This window comes from Streptomyces sp. JLSY215, assembly GCF_059682825.1.
This window is the reverse complement of sequence record NZ_CM185022.1, coordinates 8,338,698-8,358,201: the sequence shown is the minus strand read 5'-3', so window position 1 is coordinate 8,358,201 and position 19,504 is coordinate 8,338,698. Positions and strand designations below refer to the sequence as shown.

The 19,504-nt window shown below is 69.8% G+C and carries 10 protein-coding genes; 2 read left to right on the top strand and 8 right to left on the bottom strand.

All coding sequences use genetic code 11. From position 1 onward, the window contains the following. Positions 1–6: 6 nt before the first annotated feature. From AC5677_RS36775 to AC5677_RS36760, 4 genes are all read right to left on the bottom strand, one after another. On the bottom strand, positions 7–6,783 hold the full coding sequence (locus tag AC5677_RS36775) for a toxin glutamine deamidase domain-containing protein (protein WP_497196893.1): 6,777 nt from the start codon (positions 6,781–6,783) through the stop codon (positions 7–9). A gap of 199 nt (positions 6,784–6,982) precedes the next feature. Further along, on the bottom strand, positions 6,983–7,363 hold the full coding sequence (locus AC5677_RS36770) for a hypothetical protein (protein WP_497192226.1): 381 nt from the start codon (positions 7,361–7,363) through the stop codon (positions 6,983–6,985). 747 nt (positions 7,364–8,110) lie between these two features. Further along, on the bottom strand, positions 8,111–8,317 hold the full coding sequence (locus tag AC5677_RS36765; protein ID WP_497192225.1) for a ferredoxin: 207 nt from the start codon (positions 8,315–8,317) through the stop codon (positions 8,111–8,113). A gap of 20 nt (positions 8,318–8,337) precedes the next feature. Continuing rightward, positions 8,338–9,558, bottom strand: a complete 1,221-nt coding sequence (locus tag AC5677_RS36760) for a cytochrome P450 (RefSeq protein WP_497192224.1) — start codon at positions 9,556–9,558, stop codon at positions 8,338–8,340. A gap of 112 nt (positions 9,559–9,670) precedes the next feature. Between AC5677_RS36760 and AC5677_RS36755 the strand changes: the two genes are divergently transcribed. Next, a complete protein-coding gene (locus AC5677_RS36755; RefSeq protein ID WP_497196892.1) occupies positions 9,671–10,336 on the top strand; it encodes a TetR/AcrR family transcriptional regulator in 666 nt (221 codons plus the stop codon). A 95-nt stretch (positions 10,337–10,431) separates the two neighbouring features. Here the strand turns inward: AC5677_RS36755 and AC5677_RS36750 are convergent, their stop codons facing one another. The 4 genes from AC5677_RS36750 to AC5677_RS36735 form a co-directional block, all read right to left on the bottom strand. Further along, positions 10,432–10,992, bottom strand: a complete 561-nt coding sequence (locus tag AC5677_RS36750; protein WP_497192223.1) for a nitrobindin family protein — start codon at positions 10,990–10,992, stop codon at positions 10,432–10,434. A gap of 190 nt (positions 10,993–11,182) precedes the next feature. Continuing rightward, positions 11,183–12,988, bottom strand: coding sequence for a WD40 repeat domain-containing serine/threonine protein kinase (locus tag AC5677_RS36745; protein ID WP_497192222.1), 1,806 nt, complete (start codon positions 12,986–12,988; stop codon positions 11,183–11,185). Positions 12,989–13,112: 124 nt separating this feature from the next. After that, positions 13,113–14,528: a DEAD/DEAH box helicase gene (locus AC5677_RS36740; protein ID WP_497192221.1), complete on the bottom strand. Its 1,416-nt coding sequence runs from the start codon at positions 14,526–14,528 to the stop codon at positions 13,113–13,115. A gap of 303 nt (positions 14,529–14,831) precedes the next feature. Continuing rightward, positions 14,832–15,389, bottom strand: a complete 558-nt coding sequence (locus AC5677_RS36735; RefSeq protein WP_497192220.1) for a LuxR C-terminal-related transcriptional regulator — start codon at positions 15,387–15,389, stop codon at positions 14,832–14,834. Positions 15,390–15,835: 446 nt separating this feature from the next. On the opposite strand from AC5677_RS36735, the gene AC5677_RS36730 reads away from it, so the two are divergent. Beyond that, positions 15,836–19,417, top strand: coding sequence for an ATP-binding protein (locus AC5677_RS36730; RefSeq protein WP_497192219.1), 3,582 nt, complete (start codon positions 15,836–15,838; stop codon positions 19,415–19,417). The last annotated feature ends 87 nt before the right edge of the window (positions 19,418–19,504 follow it).

Sequence of the window (19,504 nt, the reverse complement as noted above, 5' to 3'; positions counted from 1 at the left end):
GACCGGTCACATCAGGCTCGGCTGGATCTTGCTCCAGGTCGAGTCCAGGTGATCGATATGCCGGTCCATTTCCCGGACCATGGCATGCTTCGCGTCCGTCGTCGCGTCTTCCTTCCGCTTCTTGAACTCGCGATCGACGTCCTTCCTGAGATCCTCACGCACGTCCGCGTCGCTTTTCGCCTTGGCGGCCGCGATCTCCTTGGCCTTCCAATCGGCCGACCTGTCCGTGCGGCTGTTGATCCGGTCCTCGAGGTTCTTGCGCACCTCGGCCGGGACCATCTTGTCGACCTTCTTCTTCTCCACCTTCTTCTCGGTGTCGAGCTTCTTCTTAGCCGCGACGTCTTCCGGGTCGGTGCGATACGTCGTGCTGTAGTACACCTTCGTGCCGTCGAGGTCCTTGCCCCGCAGCACCTTGGAGCATTTCGCGTGTCCCTGTCCGTTTCCGCAGGGCTCACGTTCCGTATAGACGGCCTTCGGCGTGTATTGCTTGTCGCCCTGGTTGACGCGCTTCAGCCAATCGGCGAGGTGCTTTTCCGAGTGCCGGCCCGAGACGTACTTCTCACCGACCGGCACGGACGAGTCGGTGACGTAGTGCGTTTCGCGCTCGGGCGGCGGACCCTCGACCTCGAGCACCGCGTAATTGCGGTCCGTGAGGTCCGGGCTGTTGTGTTGCAGGCTGGGCGGCATATTGCCGGTGACCTTGAGGTTGTCGAGGAACTTCTCGCTGCTCTTGCGGTGTCCCCGCACACCGAGTGATTCGTCCGAGTTCTTGGCGACGCTGTCCTTCGTCTTCTCCTTGGGGTCGCCTTCGCCCTTGTTGCGGTACGGCTTGTCGATGTGCTCCGGGTTCTTGCCCACACCGTGCTGCTCGTGGAATCCGACGCTGAGCCGGGCCAGCGACGACACCACCGCGAGTCGTTCACCGCGATCCAGGTCCTTGAATCCGGGCAGCCGATGTTCGAGATCGCTCTGGGTGAATGCGCGCGGCCCCTTACCCGCGTCCGGCGACGGAGATTTGGCATCACCGGTCGAGGCACGCAGAACATTCGCCAGACTCCCGTCGTTCGCCCAACGGTCCAGACTGTCGTGGACGCGGTCGAGCGGAATCCGGTGTACGTCGCGGTCCCGGCGGAGCTCGTTCTGCAGCTGGTCCGGCGGAATCCCGTACTCCTTGGAGCCTTCCTTCTCCGCGTCGAGGGTGTGCTTGCCCTCCTGCTCCTGCTTGGAGGTGTCGCTGTCGCCCCGGTCCTGCGGGTCGGAGTAAGGCTTTTTGTCGACGTCCATCGCGTCGTCGTCGTGCTTCGGCGGCGAGGCCGACGTGGACGCCGAGGACGAATCGTTCGAATCGTTCAGGTGCAGTGCGGCGAGGCCCTCGTGGTCCGGCTCGTTCTTCTTTTTCTTGTTCTGGACGGGGTTGGGGTCGGAGTTGTCCGGGGGCGGTGGCCCGCTCGCCTTCCGCTTCCCGGCGGGCGCCTCGGGAGTCGGCGGCTTGGGACGCGCGGCGGGAGGCGTCTGGTTCGGCCGTGCGTCATTCGGTCGGGCGCCGTTCGGTCGGGCGTCAGGGGACGTCTGGCCAGTCGGTGTCTGGCCCGGCCGCCCATCAGGCGTGCCGGGTACGGGGGCGTCGGGTCGACCCGACGCCGGCTGGTTCTGGCCGTCGCGGGTCGAGTCACCGTCGCGCGTGGGGGCGTCGCCGGGCCGCGGCGGTCCTTCGGCAGGGCGGCCGGTAGGAGCGTCCGAGTCGAGTGACGTGGACTGCTTGTGGTCGTTCGCGGGGCTTTGGGCGTGCGGAGCGCTCGCGGTGCTGGGGTTGGGGTTCGGGTTGGGCGGGGTGGTGTGATCGCCGTCCGGGGTGTGCGGCGTGCCGTCCGGTACGGAGGCCGTGGGCCGCGTGTCGGGCGATGTGGACGGCGTGGCGGGGGTGGCGTCCCGGTCCGGGCGACCGGATGCATCGCTGTCGGTCGGGCGGGTGGCGTCCGGCGAACCGTTCGAGTCGGTAGTGCTGTTGGCCGGACCGTCGCTGCGGCCGTTGCCGTGGCCGGAGCCCTCGCCGGGGTCCGCCTCGGGCTGCGGCTGCTTGGCGGGATCGTTCGCGTCCGGGGTCGCACCGTGATCGTCGTGCGCGGAGTCGGACTGCTGCGACGAGGGGGAGGCCGACGATGACGGGGGGTCGGACGGTGAGTTGTCGGAGGGTGAAGTGTCGGAGGGTGAAGGGTCCGGAGAGGAGTGTTCGGACGAGGAGTGGTCGGACGAGGAGGTGTTGTCCGGGTCCGACGCGTCGTGCGGCTGCTGGGCGTCCTGGTCGTGGTCGGGGGTGGACGCGGAGTCGGGCTGCTGGGTGGAGTCCGAGTGGGAAGAGGAGTCGACGTCGGAGTCGGAGTCGGAGTCGGAGTCAGTGTTGGCGTCGGCGTCCGAGTCGGGGTGGGAGTCGTTCGACTGTTGGGAGTCGTCGGACTGGTGGGAATCGTTCGACTGGTCGGAGCCGTCGGACTGCTGGGAGTCGTTCGACTGGTCGGAGCCGTCGGACTGCTGGGAGTCGGTGTCCGAATCCGGAGCGGGGTACAGCGGGTTCCGATCGGCGTCCAGCGGGATGTAGAAGACATCCGTGGCGCCGTCGGTGTTGATCGGCTGATGGCTGACCTCACCGCTCTGGGTGTCGACCCAGACGATCTTGCCGTCGTGGTTGACGGCGTTGAACGCGTGGCCACCGCCGCCCGCCCAGTTGACCTGGACGATCGCGGAGGAGCCCGGGCCGGCGTTCAGCAGATCCTGGGCGACCGCGGCATGGCCGTCGGGGCTGGTGCCGGCGTAGGAGTGCGGAGCTCCCGTCCAGTCGATGATGTTTTCGTTGGCGTTCGTCTCCGGGGACCAGCGGTCGAGGCTTCCGTCCGGATTGAGGTCAGGCGTACGAGGCGCCGAGACCTGCGGATTCCCGTACCAGGTCTCGAGGAACGAACGGCTGCAGTCGGCACAGTTGTTGGAACGGCCGGGCACGTCCGGGCCGCCGTCGTTCTGCAACTGGGACCAGTTCCCGAAGGGGTCGGGGAAGCGCTGCGGGGTGCCGTCGTCGTTCCGCGGGACCGCGGCCTCCAGAGCCTGCTGGTCCGCGGTGTCGGGGGGCATCAGCCCGCCGGGCGCCTCTTGGATGCTGTCCCGGATGTCATCGAGGCTGGGCCGGTCGTCCTGAGCGTCGGGCTGCGTCTCGGCGTCAGAGTCGGAGTCCGCGTCGGGGTCCGCGTCGGAGTCGGACTCGGACTCGGAGTCCGCGTTTGTGTCCTTGTCCGCGTCGGAGTCCGCGTCCGAGTCCGAGGGGTCTTTGTCGGCCGAGGGGGAATCGTCGGCCGACGAGTCGTCGTCCTTAGCGTCGTCGCTCTTGGCGTCGTCGCTCTTGGCGTCGTCGTCCTTGGGGTCGTTCTCGCTCTTGGCGTCGTCGGGGTGCTCGTCCTCGGACTTGTCGCTTTCGGGCTTGTCGCTGTCGGGCTTGTTGCCGTCGGGCGCGCTGTCTTCGGCCTTGTCCTCGTCGCCCTTTTTATCGTCGCCCTTGTTCTCGTCGGGCTGGGGCGTGCCGTCCTGCTGTTCGGGGTCGGGAGTGTGGGTGTCGGGTTCCGCGTCGGGGTTTTCCGACTCCGGCTCCTTGCCCTCCGGCTTTGGGTCCGAGGGCGTGTCCTTCGGCGCCTGGTCCGGGTCCTGGTGCTGGTCCTTGCCCTCGCTCTGGTCCTTGTCGTGATCCTTGTCCGGGGCAGGGTCCTGCGCGGAGTCCGGCTGGTCGTCGGGCTTCTGCTCAGCGTCCGGCTTCTGTTCGGAGTCCGGTGTGTGGCCGTCGTCCGGCGTGTGGCCATCGTTCGGAGCGGAGTCCGGCTTGTCCGATGTGGTGCTGGACTCGGGCGTCTCCGTGCCGTGGTCGGGCGAGGGCTGCGTGTTGTCGCTCGGCGGCACCTGCTGGTTCGGAGTGTTCTGCTCCGGAGCGTGCTGGTCGGGTGTGGTGTGCTGCGGCGCATCGTTGGACGGAGGCGTCGTCGGCTGCTGCTGGGACGTCTCGTCGCCGCGCGGCTGCTCCGCACGCGGCCTCTCGTGACGAGGAGGCTCGGCGCGCGGCGGTTCGGCACGCGGCGTTGTGGGCCGCGGACGCGAGGCCTGGTCAGGCGTACCCGGACGCTGGCGCGGGGGAGAGTTGCGCGGCCCGCCGTGGGGAGCGGTGCGCGGGTCCTGAGCGGTCGGGTTGCTGCGGGCCGGTCCACCGTGGCCGGTCGGTGTGGAGCGTGGCGGCGCGGCGGAGGGTGCGCCGGCCGGGGCGCTCGGGCCGGGCATGGCGCCGCCACCCATCACGACCCCGGGCTGCGGGGCGGAGGCTGAGGGAGCGGCGGACGGGCTGGGCGCGTCACCGCCGGCCTGCGACGTCTGGGACGCGCTGGGAGCGGGGGGCGCCAGGGTCGCGCCCTCCATCTCCATGGTGGGCGGGCCGTCGTCGTGCCGGTTGGGCGAGTGCTGCTGAGGCGAGCTGTACGAGGAGGGACCGGAGTGGCCCGCGGGAGCCGCATGGGGTACGGCGCCCGAGGGCATGCCGCCCCGGCCGACCCCCGCGGCACCGTTGCCGTTGTTGTTGCCGTTGTCCGCCGTCGAATGGTCCGAGCCGGACGCCGGGGCGGGTGCGCTGTTCGGTGCGGGCGATGGCGAGGGGTCGCTGGTGGTCGTCTGGGACGGGCCTCCCGACTCCTGCGGTGTCGCGTGCGAGGGGGAGGAATCGGCTGGCGGAGCGGGCGACGGGGCGTGCTGCGGCGACGGGTTCGCGTCGGTGCCCGAGTCGCTGGGGGTGGCGTGGTGTTCCGGGGCCGCCGCAGGCGGGCCGTCCGTGTGGGCGGGAGTGGGAGACGACCCGCTGTCCGGATGCGGGCCCGCGTCCGGTGACGGCGAGCTGTCCGTATGGGTCGACTCGGGCGTCGGAGTGTTGCCGGGAGCGTACGAATCCGGCGTGGCCGAACGGTCGGGCGTCGGCGCGGAGTCCGGCGTCGGGTTCGTGTGGGAGTCCGGCGTCGAGTCCGGCGTCGGGTTCGGCCCGGCGTCGGGTGTCGAGTGCGGTGCAGAGTCCGGCGTCGGGTTCGGCCCGGCGTCGGGTGTCGAGTGCGGTGCCGAGTCCGGCGTCGGGTTCGAGTGGGAGTCCGGCGTCGAGTCCGGCGTCGGGTTCGGCCCGGCGTCGGGTGTCGAGTGCGGTGCCGAGTCCGGCGTCGAGTTCGACCCGGAGTCCGGCGTCGGGTTCGAGTGGGAGTCCGGCGTCGAGTCCGGCGTCGGGTTCGGCGCGGAGTCCGGGGTGGTGTCCGGGCGTGGGGTGGCGGAGGAGTCGGCGTGCGGCGGCCCGTCCGGACCGGGACCGCTGTTCTGCGGGGAGCTGGAGTCCGGGCTGCTGCTCGTGTCCGGCCGCGCTCCCGAGTCCGGGGCCGGCCCGGACCCGGAGTCGTGGGAGGGACCCGAGTCCGGGGATGCCGCGGGCGAGGACGGCGAGTCACCGCCGCCCTGCGTTTCGCGGTAACCCGCATCGAACGGGGTCAGATGGTTCGGGGGCGGCGAATCGGAACGCGAGGGTCCGGACGAGCTGCCACCGTCCGACGACGAGCCGCCGCCATCGGCGGTCTGACCGCCACCGGTGCCCGAACTCGCATTGCCGGACGCGGAGTTCGTCGAAGGCGAGGTGCCATTGCCCGTATTGCCGCCACCTGAACTATCGCTGTGCGAAGGGCCACCGGACGAGCCGCCCGTCCCCGCGGACCCCTCGCCCGAACCCGTGCCTCCGGACGATGGGGAGCCGTCAGAGGAGGTGCCGCCCGAGGAGGTGCCGCCCGAGGACTCGCCGGAGGGCGAACCGTCCGATGACGACGACCCGCCCGACGGCGACCCGCCCGACGCCGAAGAGCCACCCGAGGACGAAGAGCCACCGGACGACGAGCCCGCCCCGGACCCCCCACTGCCGCTGCCGCCGCTGGTCTCGCTCCCCGAAGAGGATTCGTTGCCGGAGCCGCTCGCGGAATCGTGCCCCGAATCCCCGCCGGAGTTGTGTCCCGCCGCCGATTCCAGACCGTTCCGGGCATGGTGTCCGGCCTTGGCGCCCGCACCGTCGCGCAGCGCCTCGGTGAACGTCTGCCCCGAGTTCTTGAGCGCGTTGACGCCTTCCTCGGCGCCCTTCTTCACCGTACGGCCGGCATCGAAGCCGTCCTGCGCGTCGAAGCTCATGTTCACGGACTGGGCGATGACGTCCGAGATCATGGCCTGCAGCGCCGAGACGGCCGGTTCCTTCACCGTCTCGAGGATCGCGTCGAGGATCTGCTTCGCGGCTTCCTTGATGAGCTTGCGTACGACGGCCCGGGTGGCAACCGTCGCCGCGGCGGCTCCCACCTCCGACAACCCGAACGTGAAGGGTGCCGCCGCTTGAGCCGCGATGATTTCCGCTGCGAGGATCACCAGCTGGGCGATCACCGCGACTTTCATGCCGATGACGAGTCCGGCCGCGGCGTCCAGCGCGATGGCGATGGCTTCGGCAGCGGTACGCGCGTCCGAGAAGTAGCCCGAACCACCGGCGAACTTCTCCCATGTGGTGTTGAAACCATCGATGGAGTCACCGGTGTTCTGCGACACCACGTTGCCGGCCGCCGTGACGCCCTGCTGCTGGAGCTCCTCCACCCCGGCCGCGAAGTCCCGCCATTTCTGGGCGGACTCCATCAACTTGTCTTCGTCTGCCGTGGGCCAGTTGAACCCCAGCATCTCAAGGACCCACTCAAGTGCGTCCGGCAGCATCAACGACACGGCTGCGTTCCCCCGGCTGGCAGTGGTTCAGGTACGTACAGGGCAAAGTAAGCAAAGAAGCGAAGCGGCAAGTGGTGCGGAAGGGAGCCTGGCTGCCACTGCGAGTTGGGGCCAGACGGTACGTCTGCGCTCTAACAGTATGTCTGCGGCCCAACGGTGCGCGTGCAGCCCAGGGCTGCGCGTGCGGTCGTCAGACGTTGGGGCTCTTGAAGCGGGCGAGGACCTGGCTGTCTGCCTCAGCGTTCGCCGTGTGCTGCTTCATCATGGACTCGTTGAAGTTCTCGTCGGCCTCGTGGTTCTTGGCCATGTTGTTCAAACCGCCCCCGATGTCCTGGAGTTTTGCGGCGAGGTGGCCCATGGACTCGTACATGCCGTCCCGCAACCCCTCGTAGACGACGCCGAACTTCTCCCCCAGGTCGTCGTCCCCCCACGGAGGCGTGTCCTGGCCCTCCAAAGAGGTCAGGGCACTCTCCAGCTTGTCGACAAGGCCCTGGTAGTCCTTGCCGATCTTGTCGAAATCTCCGCCACCTTTGCGCAATGACCCGATGTCGGCCTTGAGCCCGTCTCCCACCGTTTTCCCCTCGGCCTGGACGTTGCCACGGTCAAGTCGCTACACGGCCACGTCATTACTGGAAATTTTAACCATCCAAGTTGACATGTCCTCAAGGCGCAGGTTGCTACAACTTCGTCACAGCGCGCGACCCTGCCGGCATCCGGCAACGTGAGTCGCCCCATGATCGCCGCCTGACCTGCCAACCTTCGCTCCTACGCTACGACGTTTTGCTGCTTGTGTGTAGCCGGCACCGACCCGGCGCACGCGCACCGCGGTCATCAAGTCTTGAACTCGGCGCCCGGGTGCGGTGGTGCCGTGGCGTCAATTCCCACGCACGCGCACGCTCCGGCTCGCGCTCGGCGGGCCGGGCTCGAAGCGAGCGCGGGCGCGCGCGACGGCTCTCCCGAATCGTCTCCAAGGCTCGGCGCCCGACAAAGAATGCACGACGCCGTCCCTGCGCTCCGGCTCCCCCGGCGGTGTCAATCCGGGCGGTTCGGCCTACGGCTGCGCCCTCCTCAATCCCGCGGAGGGCGACTCCGTCTCGCCCTTGGACCGCGTCCCGGCACTCCTGGGCACGGAGACCGACCGCAAGCCCGGGTACCTTCCGGTCTTCTCCGTCGCCGGGAGCGGGGCCGCGCCTTGCCCGGCGCGGCCTCGCCCCTCCGGACACCGCTCGATGAGGCGGTTGGCCTGCCCGGAGCAGGCGATTGACCTGCCCCGTACGCCCGAGCGCCGCCACCCGGAGAGCGCGCCGGGCGGAATGCGTCAGCCTGTCGCGGCCGGGTCGGAGATCCGGATGGCCCCGGAAGGGCAGAGGTGGCCGGCCTCGCGCGCGGCGGATTCGTTGTCGCCTTCGGGGGCGGACTGGAGCACCGTGACGAGGCCGTCGTCGTCCTGGTCGAACACGTCGGGAGCGTTCAGTGCGCACATCCCCGCACCCACGCAGACGGTTCGGTCGGCGGAAACCCGCATGGTCCCTCCTTTCGCAGTGGTCACCAGGTGACCGGGAGTTCGTTGACGCCCTGGATCGTCGTGCCGGGGCGTAGCGTCAGCTGGTCGACCGGGACGGCCAGGCGCAACGTCGGAATGCGATCGAACAGCGCGGTGAGGATCACCTCGAGCTCCAGGCGGGCCAGGTTCTGGCCGAGGCACTGGTGCACGCCGTAGCCGAAGGCGACGTGGTGGCGGGCGGAGCGGTGCACATCGAAGGTGTCGGGGTCTTTGAACACGGTGCCGTCGCGGTTGGCGATGGAGTTGGTGACGATCACGCCCTCGCCCGCGCGGATGAGCTGGCCGTCGATCTCGATGTCGGCCTTCGCGACGCGGCCACCCGCGACGTCGGCGATGGCGAGGTAGCGCAGAAGTTCCTCGACCGCGCCGGGAACCAGGCCGGGGTCGCTGCGTAGCGCGGCGTGCTGGTCGGGGTGCTCCAGCAGAGTGATCACGCTGAGTGAGGTCATCGAGGCCGTCGTCTCATGGCCGGCGACGAGGAGCAGCAGCGCGGTCGAGATCAGTTCGTCACGGTCGATCTCGCCGCCGGCCAGTTGCTCGGCGACCAGGTTGCCGAGCAGGCCCGTACCCGGCTCGGTCTGCAGCTTGGTGATCAATCCGTCCATGTAGTCCGCGAGGTCGTCGCGCGCGGTGGCCGCACCCGCCGCGTCCGTCGACTGCACCAACCGCCGGCTCGCGTCCTGGAAGAAGTCGTGGTCGGCGTAGGGCACACCGAGCAGTTGGCAGATCACCATGGACGGCACCGGCAGCGCGAACTGGCTGACCAGGTCGGCGGGCGGGCCGGCGGCAAGCATCTCGTCGAGGAAGCCGTGCACGATCCGCTCGATGTCCGTGCGCATGCCCTTGATGCGCTTCACGGTGAACTCGCCGATCGCCATGCGCCGCTTGGGGCCGTGTTCCGGCGGATCCAGGCTGATGAACGCCGGTCGGCTGTCCCGTAAGTTCGCGAAGCGCGGCGAGGTGGCGGGGAAGTCGACATGGGTGCGGTCGGAGGACAGCCGGGGGTCGGCCAGCAGCTTGCGCGCCGCCTCGTGCGTGGTCACCACCCAGGCCTGGCGGCCGTCGTAGAGGGTCACTTTTTGCAGGGTGCCCTTTTCATCCCGCAGCCGGGTGTACTCCTCCGGCAGCTGGTAGGGGCAGGTGCGGTCGTTCGGGAAAGCGGGGGCGTCCTGTGGGCGGGACGTCGCAGTGGTCTCTGTCATCGTTCCCCTCAGAGTTCTCTCGCGCTTAAAGAACGGCAAGTTCTCTAAATTGGAGGATAGGCTGACCCCATAGGGAACGCAACGGACTCTCGACGAACCCGAAGGAGTCACACTGTCACTGAACGTAGGCAAGGCCGCCGAATCGGCCGTTGACCACCGCAAAGGGCCCCGCCGCCGCGGCGAGGAACTCGAGAACGCCATCCTGACGGCGACCCTGGAGGAACTCACCGAGGGTGGCTACGCCGCGCTGACCATGGAACGGGTCGCCATCCGGGCCCGCACCAGCAAGGCCGCCCTCTACCGCCGCTGGTCCAGCCGCGCCGAACTGGTCATTGACGCCTGCAAGTTGCGCGGCGTCACCGACGTCGAGCTGCCCGACACCGGTGCGCTCCGTACGGATGTGATCGCCCTGCTGCGGCAGATCTCCGCGAAGATGGACAGCCCGCTCGGCGGCATCCTGCGGGGTCTGCTCACCGAGATGACACGCGATCCCGAATTCGCCCGCGTGATCCGGGAACGGGTTCACACCGTCGGCCCCCCGACGCTCCGCGTCATCCTGGAGCGGGCCATCGAGCGCGGCGAGGTCGAGCCCTGGATCCCGGACTCCCGGCGGGCCACGGTCGCGACCGACCTGATGCGTAATCATTTCCTGCTGTTCGGCGCACCCGTGGACGACGCGACCATCACGGACATCGTCGATGACGTGTACCTGCCGCTGGTCCTGAGCCCGGCCCCGAAACGGGCGGGCGAGGCCGATCCGGCCGACGGCACCAGGTAGGCCGCCGGGCGTTGCGGGCGGATATCAGGGCCGCCCGCTACGGCTCCCGTCCCTGGTGCCCTCGAACGCCCCCGCACGCAACCCGTCGGCGCGGCTCAGCTTGCGTCTCCGCTCGTACCACTGCGTCGAAGACGTGCGGAAAGGTGATGCTGGAGTGGCTGGCCGACCGCCGCGAGGTCGTGGACGAAGGTGAGCGTGTCCGCACCGGTCAGGGTGTAGCGGCGGCTGGTGGCATTGACCTCCTTGGCGGTGGGGGCGAGGGCCACCTCGTGGGTGGTGAGGTCGGCCGTGCCGTCGCCGGCCCGGCCGACCGAGATCTCCGCGATGCCGGTGGGCTGGGTGATCAATGCCTCCACGCGTCCGTCGGCCTGCAGCCGCCACCAGCCGCTCTCCCGGGCCGACGGCCGCAGCGGGGCGCCCTCCGCGTCGAGCAACCAGGCGCGCGCCTCGTAGTGGAGAAAAGGACGCCCGTCGTGAGTGAAGGTGACCTCCTGCGCATACGTGAACTCCTCGGAGAGCGTCGGATACTCGCCACGCCCCCGGCCGACCCACGTGCCCAGGAACCCGATCACCGGCGCGAGCAGCGCATGCGGCGCAGGTGCGTCCTCCGGTCCGAAGGCGTCGGGAAACGGGTGCTGCTGGGCGGGGTCGGACATGATGTGTGCTCCTCGGTCGATGCCGGTGCCGGTGCCTGTGCCGGGTGGCAGCCTAGGCCCTTTCGGTACGGCCCTCGGAACCGGCGATCACCCGGCGGCGATCACCCCGGCGAAGTGACGCCACGCCATGCGGCGATGGCGTCGCACAGCCCGCGGGCGGAGGCATCGGCGTCCTCACCACACGCCCCGCCTACCGCATCCGCACGTCCCAGAGCCGGATCACCCGGTCGTGGCCGCCGCTGGCCAGGGTGTGTCCGTCGGGGGCGAACGCCACGCAGGTCACCGGCCCCGCGTGTCCGGACAGGGTGCGTCGCCGGTCTCCGGTGGCCGTGTCCCACAGGCTGATCACACCGTCGTCACCGCCGCACGCCAAGGTGCGGCCGTCCGGGGCGAAGGCCAGGGCCGTGACTCCTTGCGGCTGTCCGTCCAGTACGCGCAGGTCCTCACCGGTGCGTGCGTCCTTGAGATGCACGGTGGTCGCGCCGTGTGCCGTGGCCAGGATTTCTCCGTCCGGGCTGAACGCGAGGTTCGTATAGGGAGTCCGGCCGGAAAGCTTCCAGCGGAGCTGTCCCGTGGGGACGTGCCAGAGCCGCGTCGTCTTGTTGTCTCCCCCGCCGACGACATTGCGGCCGTCCGGGCTGAACGCCACCGATGTCACCCACCCGCCGGACCAGTTCATGACATGGCCCGGGGCCCCGGTCCGCGCGTCCCAGAGGCGGATCGCCCCATCGCTCCCACCGGTGGCGATGGTGCCGTCATCGGGGCTGACGGCGAGACACGCCACGGATGCGCCCCGCCTCGGGTACTTCAGGGCAAGCCGCCGCTCGCCGCTGCGCACGTCCCAGAGGGCGGTGTACTTCCCGCAGCCCGTGGCGAGGTTGTTGCCGTCCCGGGTGAAGACGACGGCCGCCCGAAGCCCGCTCCCCATGGGCAAGGGGCTGCGTGGCTCGCCGCTGTCCAGGTCCCAGAGGCGCACGAACTTGTCCCAGCTCCCCGTGGCGAGGGTGCGGCCGTCGGGGCTGAACTGCAGGGAGTGCACCGTGCTGCGGTGGCCCGGCAGGGTGAGGTACGGCTCTCCGTACGGAGTCTCCGTCCGAGGACGGCGCGGCGCCACGAGCGTTGCCGACTGGGCCTTGGCGAGCGGTACGGTGCGCTGCCGGTCGGCCGGATCCCGGTCGGCCGGCAGCGCCAGTTCGTCCGCAACGGCAAGGGCGTCCGGACGTCCGGCGGGATCCTTGGCCAGCAGCCCGTGCACCAGCTCCGCGAGATGCTCCGGCACCTCCGGCCGCAGTTCACGCAGTGGCGTCGGAAGCTCTTCCAAGTGCTGGTGCATCAGGGCGAATACGGACGCCTCAGTGGTGAAAGGCGGGCGTCCTGCGAGCAGTTCGTACACCACGCAGCCGAAGGAGTACAGATCGGTGCGAGCGTCGATGTCCGCCGCGCGCCATTGCTCGGGCGACATGTACAGCGGTGTGCCCACCATACGTCCGGCGGTGGTCAGCGCGATCGAGGCGTCGGTCGTACGGGCGATACCGAAGTCACAGATCTTCACCTGGTCGCCGGGCTGCACGAACAGGTTCCCCGGCTTCAGGTCCCGGTGGATGACCCCGGAGCCGTGCGCGGCCGCCAGGGCGACGGCGGCCTGCCGGGCCACGTTCAGAGCCCGCCCCATCGGGAGGGGTCCGTCATGTTCGGCCAGCAGCCGCGCAAGGTCGAGACCGCGCAGCAACTCCATGACGATGAACCAGCACCCGTCATGCTCCCCGGCATCGTGCACCACGGTGATACCAGGGTGCTGCAGCCCTGCGAGGGTGGTCGCCTCCCGCTGGAAGCGCCGCACGACGCTTGAACCCACCAGGGGCGGCAGCACCTTGACGGCCACCTCGCGCCGCAGCAGAGAGCAGTCGCGGCCCAGCCACACCTCCCCCATACCGCCGCGGCCGAGCAGTTCCTTCAGCTCATAGCGCCCGGCCAGCATCACACCGGAAAGCTCCATCCCTACCCCCGTCCCTACCGGTCGCGCGGGGCGCCGCGGCATGCGCATGAGGCCCCGAACAACGTACGCCACAGGGACTCCGCACGAAGGAGCCATGGGGCTTCGTGCGGATCGAGGGAGGCAGTCAGTCGCCGCGGCGTACCCGGGCCGCCTTGCGGGCCTCGGCGAGCATTCGGGCCTCGCCGGCCTTGCGGGACTTGCTGCCGGTGTTGCGGGAGGCGTTCTTGCTGGTGCCCAGGCCACGGAAGGGGGTGTTGGTGTTCTTGGGCCGGGGCGCGGCGGGCCCGCCGTCGAGCGGGGTGCCGGAGGGGGCCTTGGCTCCGGTGATCCGGCTCAGCTCCGCCTCACCCGAGCGCACCTTGGTGATCGTCGGCTTGATGCCGGCCCCGGCTACCAGCCCGCTCATCTCGCGGCGCTGGCTCGACAGCACCAGTGTGACGACGCTGCCGGACTCACCGGCCCGGGCGGTGCGGCCCGCGCGGTGCAGATAGTCCTTGGGGTCGGTGGGCGGGTCGACGTTGACCACGAGATCGAGATCGTCGACGTGCAGACCGCGGGCCGCGACATTGGTGGCCACCAGGACGGTGATCTGGCCGTTCTTGAACTGCGCGAGGGTCCTTGTGCGCTGCGGTTGGGACTTGCCGCTGTGCAGGGCCGCGGCATGCACCCCGCTGGCCCGCAGATGCCGGGTGAGCTGGTCGACCGCGTGCTTGGTGTTCAGGAACAGCAGGACGCGGCCGTCGCGGGCGGCGATCTCCGTCGTGACGGCGTACCGGTCGGGGCCGTGGACGACCAGCACGTGGTGGTCCATCGTCGTGACCGCGCCCGGGGACGGGTCGACGGAGTGGACGACGGGGTCGTGGAGGTAGCGGCGGACCAGCTGATCCACGTCGTGGTCCAGGGTGGCCGAGAACAGCATCCGCTGGCCGTCGCGGTGCACCTGGTCGAGCACCTCGGTGACTTGCGGCAGGAAGCCCATGTCGCACATCTGGTCGGCCTCGTCGAGGACGGTGATCCGTACCCGTCCCAGCCGGCAGGCCTTGCGCTCGATGAGGTCGTGCAGGCGGCCGGGGGTGGCGACGACGACCTCGGCCCCGTCGCGCAGCGCAGCGGCCTGCCGGCCGATCGACATGCCGCCGACGACCGTGGCCATCCGCAGCCGCAGCGCGTCGGCATACGGCGCGAACGCGTCGGATACCTGCTGGGCCAGCTCCCGGGTAGGCGTCAGGATCAGGGCGAGGGGCTGCTTCGGCTCCGCACGACGTCCGGCGATCCGTACGAGCAGCGGCAGGCCGAAGGCAAGCGTCTTGCCCGATCCGGTACGCCCGCGCCCCAGGACATCGCGTCCGGCGAGGGCGTTGGGCAGCGTGGCCGCCTGGATGGGGAAGGGCTCGCGCACGCCGAGCTCGGCGAGCGTGCGCAGCACCTCGGCCGGCAGCTCCAGGTCGGCGAAGGAGGCGACCGGGGGCACCATCGGGTTGGGGGGCACTGGCTGGGTGAGGTCGGCGTGCGAGGTGGCAGGACGGTCCGGGTGGTTCATGAGGAGCCTTCCGCATGGGGGACGTACCGAGGAAGGCCCGGCAGGAATGAGCAGCCGACGAACAGTGGGAACCGGACGGACGGAGCCGCCAGCCGTCACAGTCGTCCAAAAGTTGGAGAATAACACAAAGCGACGGATTGACCTGGCGCTGTGGTGCTGATCGCTCGGGGAGCGCGTCAGGGCAGCTGGGTGGACGACTTCCTCTTCTGCCTGGGACCGGCCCGCGGCCCGGGGGCACGCTGCCGCCGTCACCGTCGCGAGCGGGCACCCGCTTGCGACGGACGGCGCGCGCCCCGTGGCCGCTCACTTCACGAAGTCGTCCACGACCTCCGGCGGCCAGGTGCCGACCTTGAGCACGCCCATGGAGTAGGCGCGGGAGACCAGCGCGGCGCGGTTGGGCACCTTCAGCTTCCGCAGCAGACAGGTCACGTGGTACTCGACGCCCTGCCGACTGAGGTAGAGCCTCGCTGCCAAGGGGACGGTGGAGACGCCGGCGGCGATGCCTTCGAGGATGCGCGCATCCATCGCGGAGAGGACCTTCTTGCGTTTGGTCACCACGCGTGTCCCCTCGGCGTCCCCGGCCGAGGGCATCATGACCAGGATCGCGGTCGTGTCGGGCAGGCCACCGCGCACCGCGACCGCGGTGAGGGGAACGGTGAAGGCGGACTCCTCGCCGGGCCCCACGGCGATGACGGGCGTGACGAATCGCTGATGCTTCCCTTCCAGCAAATTGGAGAACTGGCGCACCAGCGGCTGCTGCACGCTCGGATGCACCACGTCACGGAAATTGCGGCCGCATATGTCCTCGGACGATCCGTTGAACTGCCGGAAGAACTCATTGTTCGCCTGCTGGATGGTCAACGTTTTATCAAGGCTCGCCATGCACAGGCCCGGAGCTGCAGCTGCTGGACTCAGCAAGAGAGGGCTCCCTGTCAGAGAACTTGAGGGCGAAATCAATTCGGAGGCTGGCGAGCGGCGGTGAAGGCCGTCGGCAGGGGCGCCATCGACCCTGGGACCAGCGGAATCTCCAGATGTTGACCATCGTGCATCACCGCCCTTGCGGGGTTCTGGTCGAGCCACTGGCGGCTCCTTGCCATCGCCCACCGTCGTTTTCCGGACCCTTGTCGAAGTTCTTGCCGAACACCTGCCGCTTTCTTGCCAATCGACGCCCTCCAGCCTGGAAGGTGGTTTGTCTATGTAAAGATCCACAGGAGACGGTATGCGACCAGCCAGCTCGAAACCGTCCGTCAGTCAGCCACGCCTCGAGAACCATGGGGACCGTCATGCCCGCATCTCCGCCTGCAAACGTGTCACCCACGACGACCGGCCGGGCCGAGCTCTCCCTCAGCGTGCTGGGGCCCATGTCGGCACGGCACAACGGGCATGACTTACCGCTCGGTCCACCACGCCGGCGAGCACTGCTCGCCCTGCTGCTCATTCGCCTCGGCCGCGTGGTGCCCACCGAGCTGCTCATCGAGGAACTCTGGGGTGACGGAGCGCCCCGTCACGCCGTCGCCACGCTCCAAAGTCATGTCTCGCATCTGCGCCGGGCCCTGCATACGGTGCCGGGAACGGGCCAACATTCGGTGCTGCGTCATCGGTCGCCCGGATATGTCCTCGATCTCGATCCCGAACAGGTCGACGCCTGCCGCTTCGAGCGTCTGGTCACCGACGGGCGGCGGCTGCTGGAGCAGCACGATCCGCGCACCGCGCAGGCCCGGCTCACCGAGGCCTTGGGGCTGTGGCGCGGCTCGCCCTACGCGGAGTTCGACAGCCTTCCGCCGCTCGGCGACGAGTGCACCCGACTCGAACAGATCCGGCTCACCGCCCTGGAGTCCTGCGCGGAGGCGCGGCTGGCTCTCGGCGCCGCCGAAGAGGTCGCCGCCGATCTGGACGGGGAGGCACGCCGCCATCCCACGCGGGAGCGGCTGGTCGGCCACCTCATGACGGCGCTGTCGCAGCTCGGGCGGCAGGCCGAGGCGCTTGAGGTGTACGAGCGGACGCGAAGTCATCTGTTCGAGGAATTCGGTGTGGACACGGCAGCGGAACTACGCCGGGTCAGAAACGCGATACTGCGCCAGGAGCCGGGAGCGGGCATCCCCTCCAAGCAGCCGTCTCCCGCACCGCCTGGGTCCACCGGAGCGTCATATGTCCCGCTCGTGAGCAACGAGATCGGTGACGACGGTGTTCAGAACTCCGAGGGCTCCGAGGGCTTTGAGGGTTCCGAGGGCTCCGGAGTCGAGAGGACGACCGTTACGCCCCCGGAGCACGGCCGGGCGGTGGCGACCAACGGCGCCAACGGGACGGATGACTGCGGGGCGGCCGTCGAACGCGACGGGATCGCGGGGACCGACGCGCGCCCGGAGACGCGAACCGAAGTGCCGCCCGGTGCGCGGGCGGACGGCGCCGACACACAAGCCGGGACGGCCCAGTGGCGGCCGGTCCCCGGGCCGCGCCACGAGCCGGCGGCCGCCCCGGGGGCCGGCGGATCCGCGGAGTTCGAGTCGGGGTGGACGGCTGCCCCTTCGCCGTTCATCGGCCGCAGCCAGGACCTCGACCGCCTGACGACCGCCGCCGCGAGCGCGGTCGTGGGCCACGGCCATGTGGCCGGCGTCCTCGGCCCCCCAGGAGTCGGAAAGACCCGCCTGCTGCTCGAACTTGCGGCACGTCTGGAGAGCATGGACGCGCAGGAGAAGGACTCCAGGTTGGAGGTGATCTGGAGCCACTGCTTCCCCGGCGACGGCGTCCCCGCCTACTGGCTCTGGACCCAGATCCTGCGGCGGCTGTCCGCCACCCGGCCGGATGCGTTCCGCGAGGCGACGGAACCGTACGACGCCCTGCTCGCCCCGCTGATGCCCGAGCGGTCGGCGGCCCGGACGCAAGACCCGAAATCGGCCTCCGACTGGGCCCAGGCCCGCTTCCTCGCCCACGACGCGGTCTGCGAGGTCTTGCTCACGCTCGCCGGGCAACACCCGCTCGTGCTGCTCCTTGAAGATCTGCAATGGGCGGACGCCGCCTCCCTCGACCTGCTCAGGCTGCTGAGCACCCGCTCCCAGGGCCATCCGCTCGGCATCGTGCTCACGGCCCGGAAATTCGAGGCCGAGTCGGACGCGACCCTGCGCCGCATGGTCTCCGACGTACTCCGTGGCCCCAGGACCCAGACGCTGCGGCTCTGCGGGCTCTCCTTGCAGGCCGTCGCTGCCCTCGTCGAGGCACATGCGGGGTCCGGTGTGAACCCGAAGGTTGTCGAGGTGCTGCACCGGCGCAGCGAAGGCAACCCCTACTTCGTGATGCAGCTCCTCTCCCTCGTGGGTGATGCGCGTAGACTCCATCGCCCGGATGCGGTTGACGCGCTCCTGGCCCACATTCCCACCGGCGTGCGGGAGGCGCTGCACCAGCGGTTCGCCGCGCTGCCCGAGCCGGTCCTGCGAGTGCTTCGCCTGTGCGCCGTCATCGGCGCCGAGGTGGACACCGACCTGCTGCACCGGACCGCCACGCCCGACGAGCCGGTCATCGCGGGTCTTGAGTCGGCCATCCGTGCAGGCCTGCTCGGGGAGGACCCGCACCATCAGGGGCGGCTGCACTTCGCTCACGCCCTCGTCCAGGAGACGCTCGTCGACGAGCTCCCCCGTGAGGACCGCCACCGCCTGCACGCCCGGGTCGCCGAGGCACTGTGCGCACGCAGACGCGGGCACGTGGGGGACGAGGAGATCGAGCGGGTGGCGCATCACAGCTGGCACGCCAAGAGTGCACTGCGCGCCGTCGAGGTGCTGCCCCGGCTGCTGCTCGCCGCGGAACACGCCGAACAGTCCATGGCCTACGAGCAGGTGGAGACCTGGCTGCGCCGCGCGGTGCACCTGGTCGGCTTCCTGCCCCCGGACGATTCCGACACCGTGAGGCTGGAACAGAAGCTGCACATCCAGCTCGGCCAGGTGCTCGCCACCACTCGCGGCTACGGCCACCCCGAGGCCGAGACGGCATTGACGCGCGGTCGCGCCCTCAGCACGGTCACCCGTGCCCCCGAGGACCCGTCGGTGCTCTGGGCGCTGTGCGCGGCATCCCTGGTCGCCGGCCGCTACGACGCCTCGCGGGAGTTATCCGGCCTGCTGCGGGACCTTTCGCGGCAGACCCGGGAGCCCGTGGCGGCGCTCGGTGCGGCGTACGGCGAAGGCATCGTGCTGCATGTGCGCGGAATGCTGCCGCAGGCGCTCGCCGAATTGGAGCGCGGCGTCGGCATGGCCGATCGTTTCGCCAACGAGGGTCACGCGCTGGCGCGTACCTTCCAGCACGACCCACGCGTCTCCTGCCGCTCCTACGACACCTTCACCCACTGGCTCCTCGGACACCGGCAGACCGCCGACGCGCGCCGATGTGAGCTGTTGAACCTCACCGCGTACGAGAGCCGGCCGTCCGACCGCTCCTTCGCGCTGTACGTGGACGGGGTCGTGGCGGCTTGGGAGGGTGACACCCGCACCGCGCTCGCCTCGAGCAGCGAGGGCGTCCGCGTTGCGGGCGACCATGGACTTCTCTACTGGAAGGCGATGCTGGGGGTCGTCAAAGGGTGGAGCCTGGTGCACGCGGGAGATCACGACGACGGCCTCGCCCTCATGCATACCTCACTGGCCGAATTGGGCCGTTCCAGGACGTACTTACGCCACCCGCTCCATCTGGGCCTGTTGGGCCAGGCGCAGCATCACGGCGGGCGGATCGAGGAGGCTCGGACCACCTTCCGGATGCTGCTGGCCGCCGTCGGACAACGCCGTGAGCGCGTGTACCTCCATCCGGCACTGCCCACGACTCCGCTGCTCCACGAACTGCTGGGCCACGGTGCCGACGAGGCGCCCACGGGCCGGGGCCCTGGACGGGACGGGCCCGACTCCGGCCGATGACCGCGGTGGGACCCAAGTCTAAGGATTTCCCGACGTCCGGCGTGACATCAAAGGTGGGTGCGACCAATCACCCCGCACACAGGCGTG

Excerpts from the sequence above, each read along its gene's own strand:
- AC5677_RS36750 (WP_497192223.1), bottom strand. The coding sequence starts at position 10,992 with ATGTCCGACCCCGCCCAGCAGCACCCGTTTCCCGACGCCTTCGGACCG.
- AC5677_RS36775 (WP_497196893.1), bottom strand. The coding sequence starts at position 6,783 with ATGCTGCCGGACGCACTTGAGTGGGTCCTTGAGATGCTGGGGTTCAAC.
- AC5677_RS36760 (WP_497192224.1), bottom strand. The coding sequence starts at position 9,558 with ATGACAGAGACCACTGCGACGTCCCGCCCACAGGACGCCCCCGCTTTC.
- AC5677_RS36745 (WP_497192222.1), bottom strand. The coding sequence starts at position 12,988 with ATGGAGCTTTCCGGTGTGATGCTGGCCGGGCGCTATGAGCTGAAGGAA.
- AC5677_RS36740 (WP_497192221.1), bottom strand. The coding sequence starts at position 14,528 with ATGAACCACCCGGACCGTCCTGCCACCTCGCACGCCGACCTCACCCAG.
- AC5677_RS36765 (WP_497192225.1), bottom strand. The coding sequence starts at position 8,317 with ATGCGGGTTTCCGCCGACCGAACCGTCTGCGTGGGTGCGGGGATGTGC.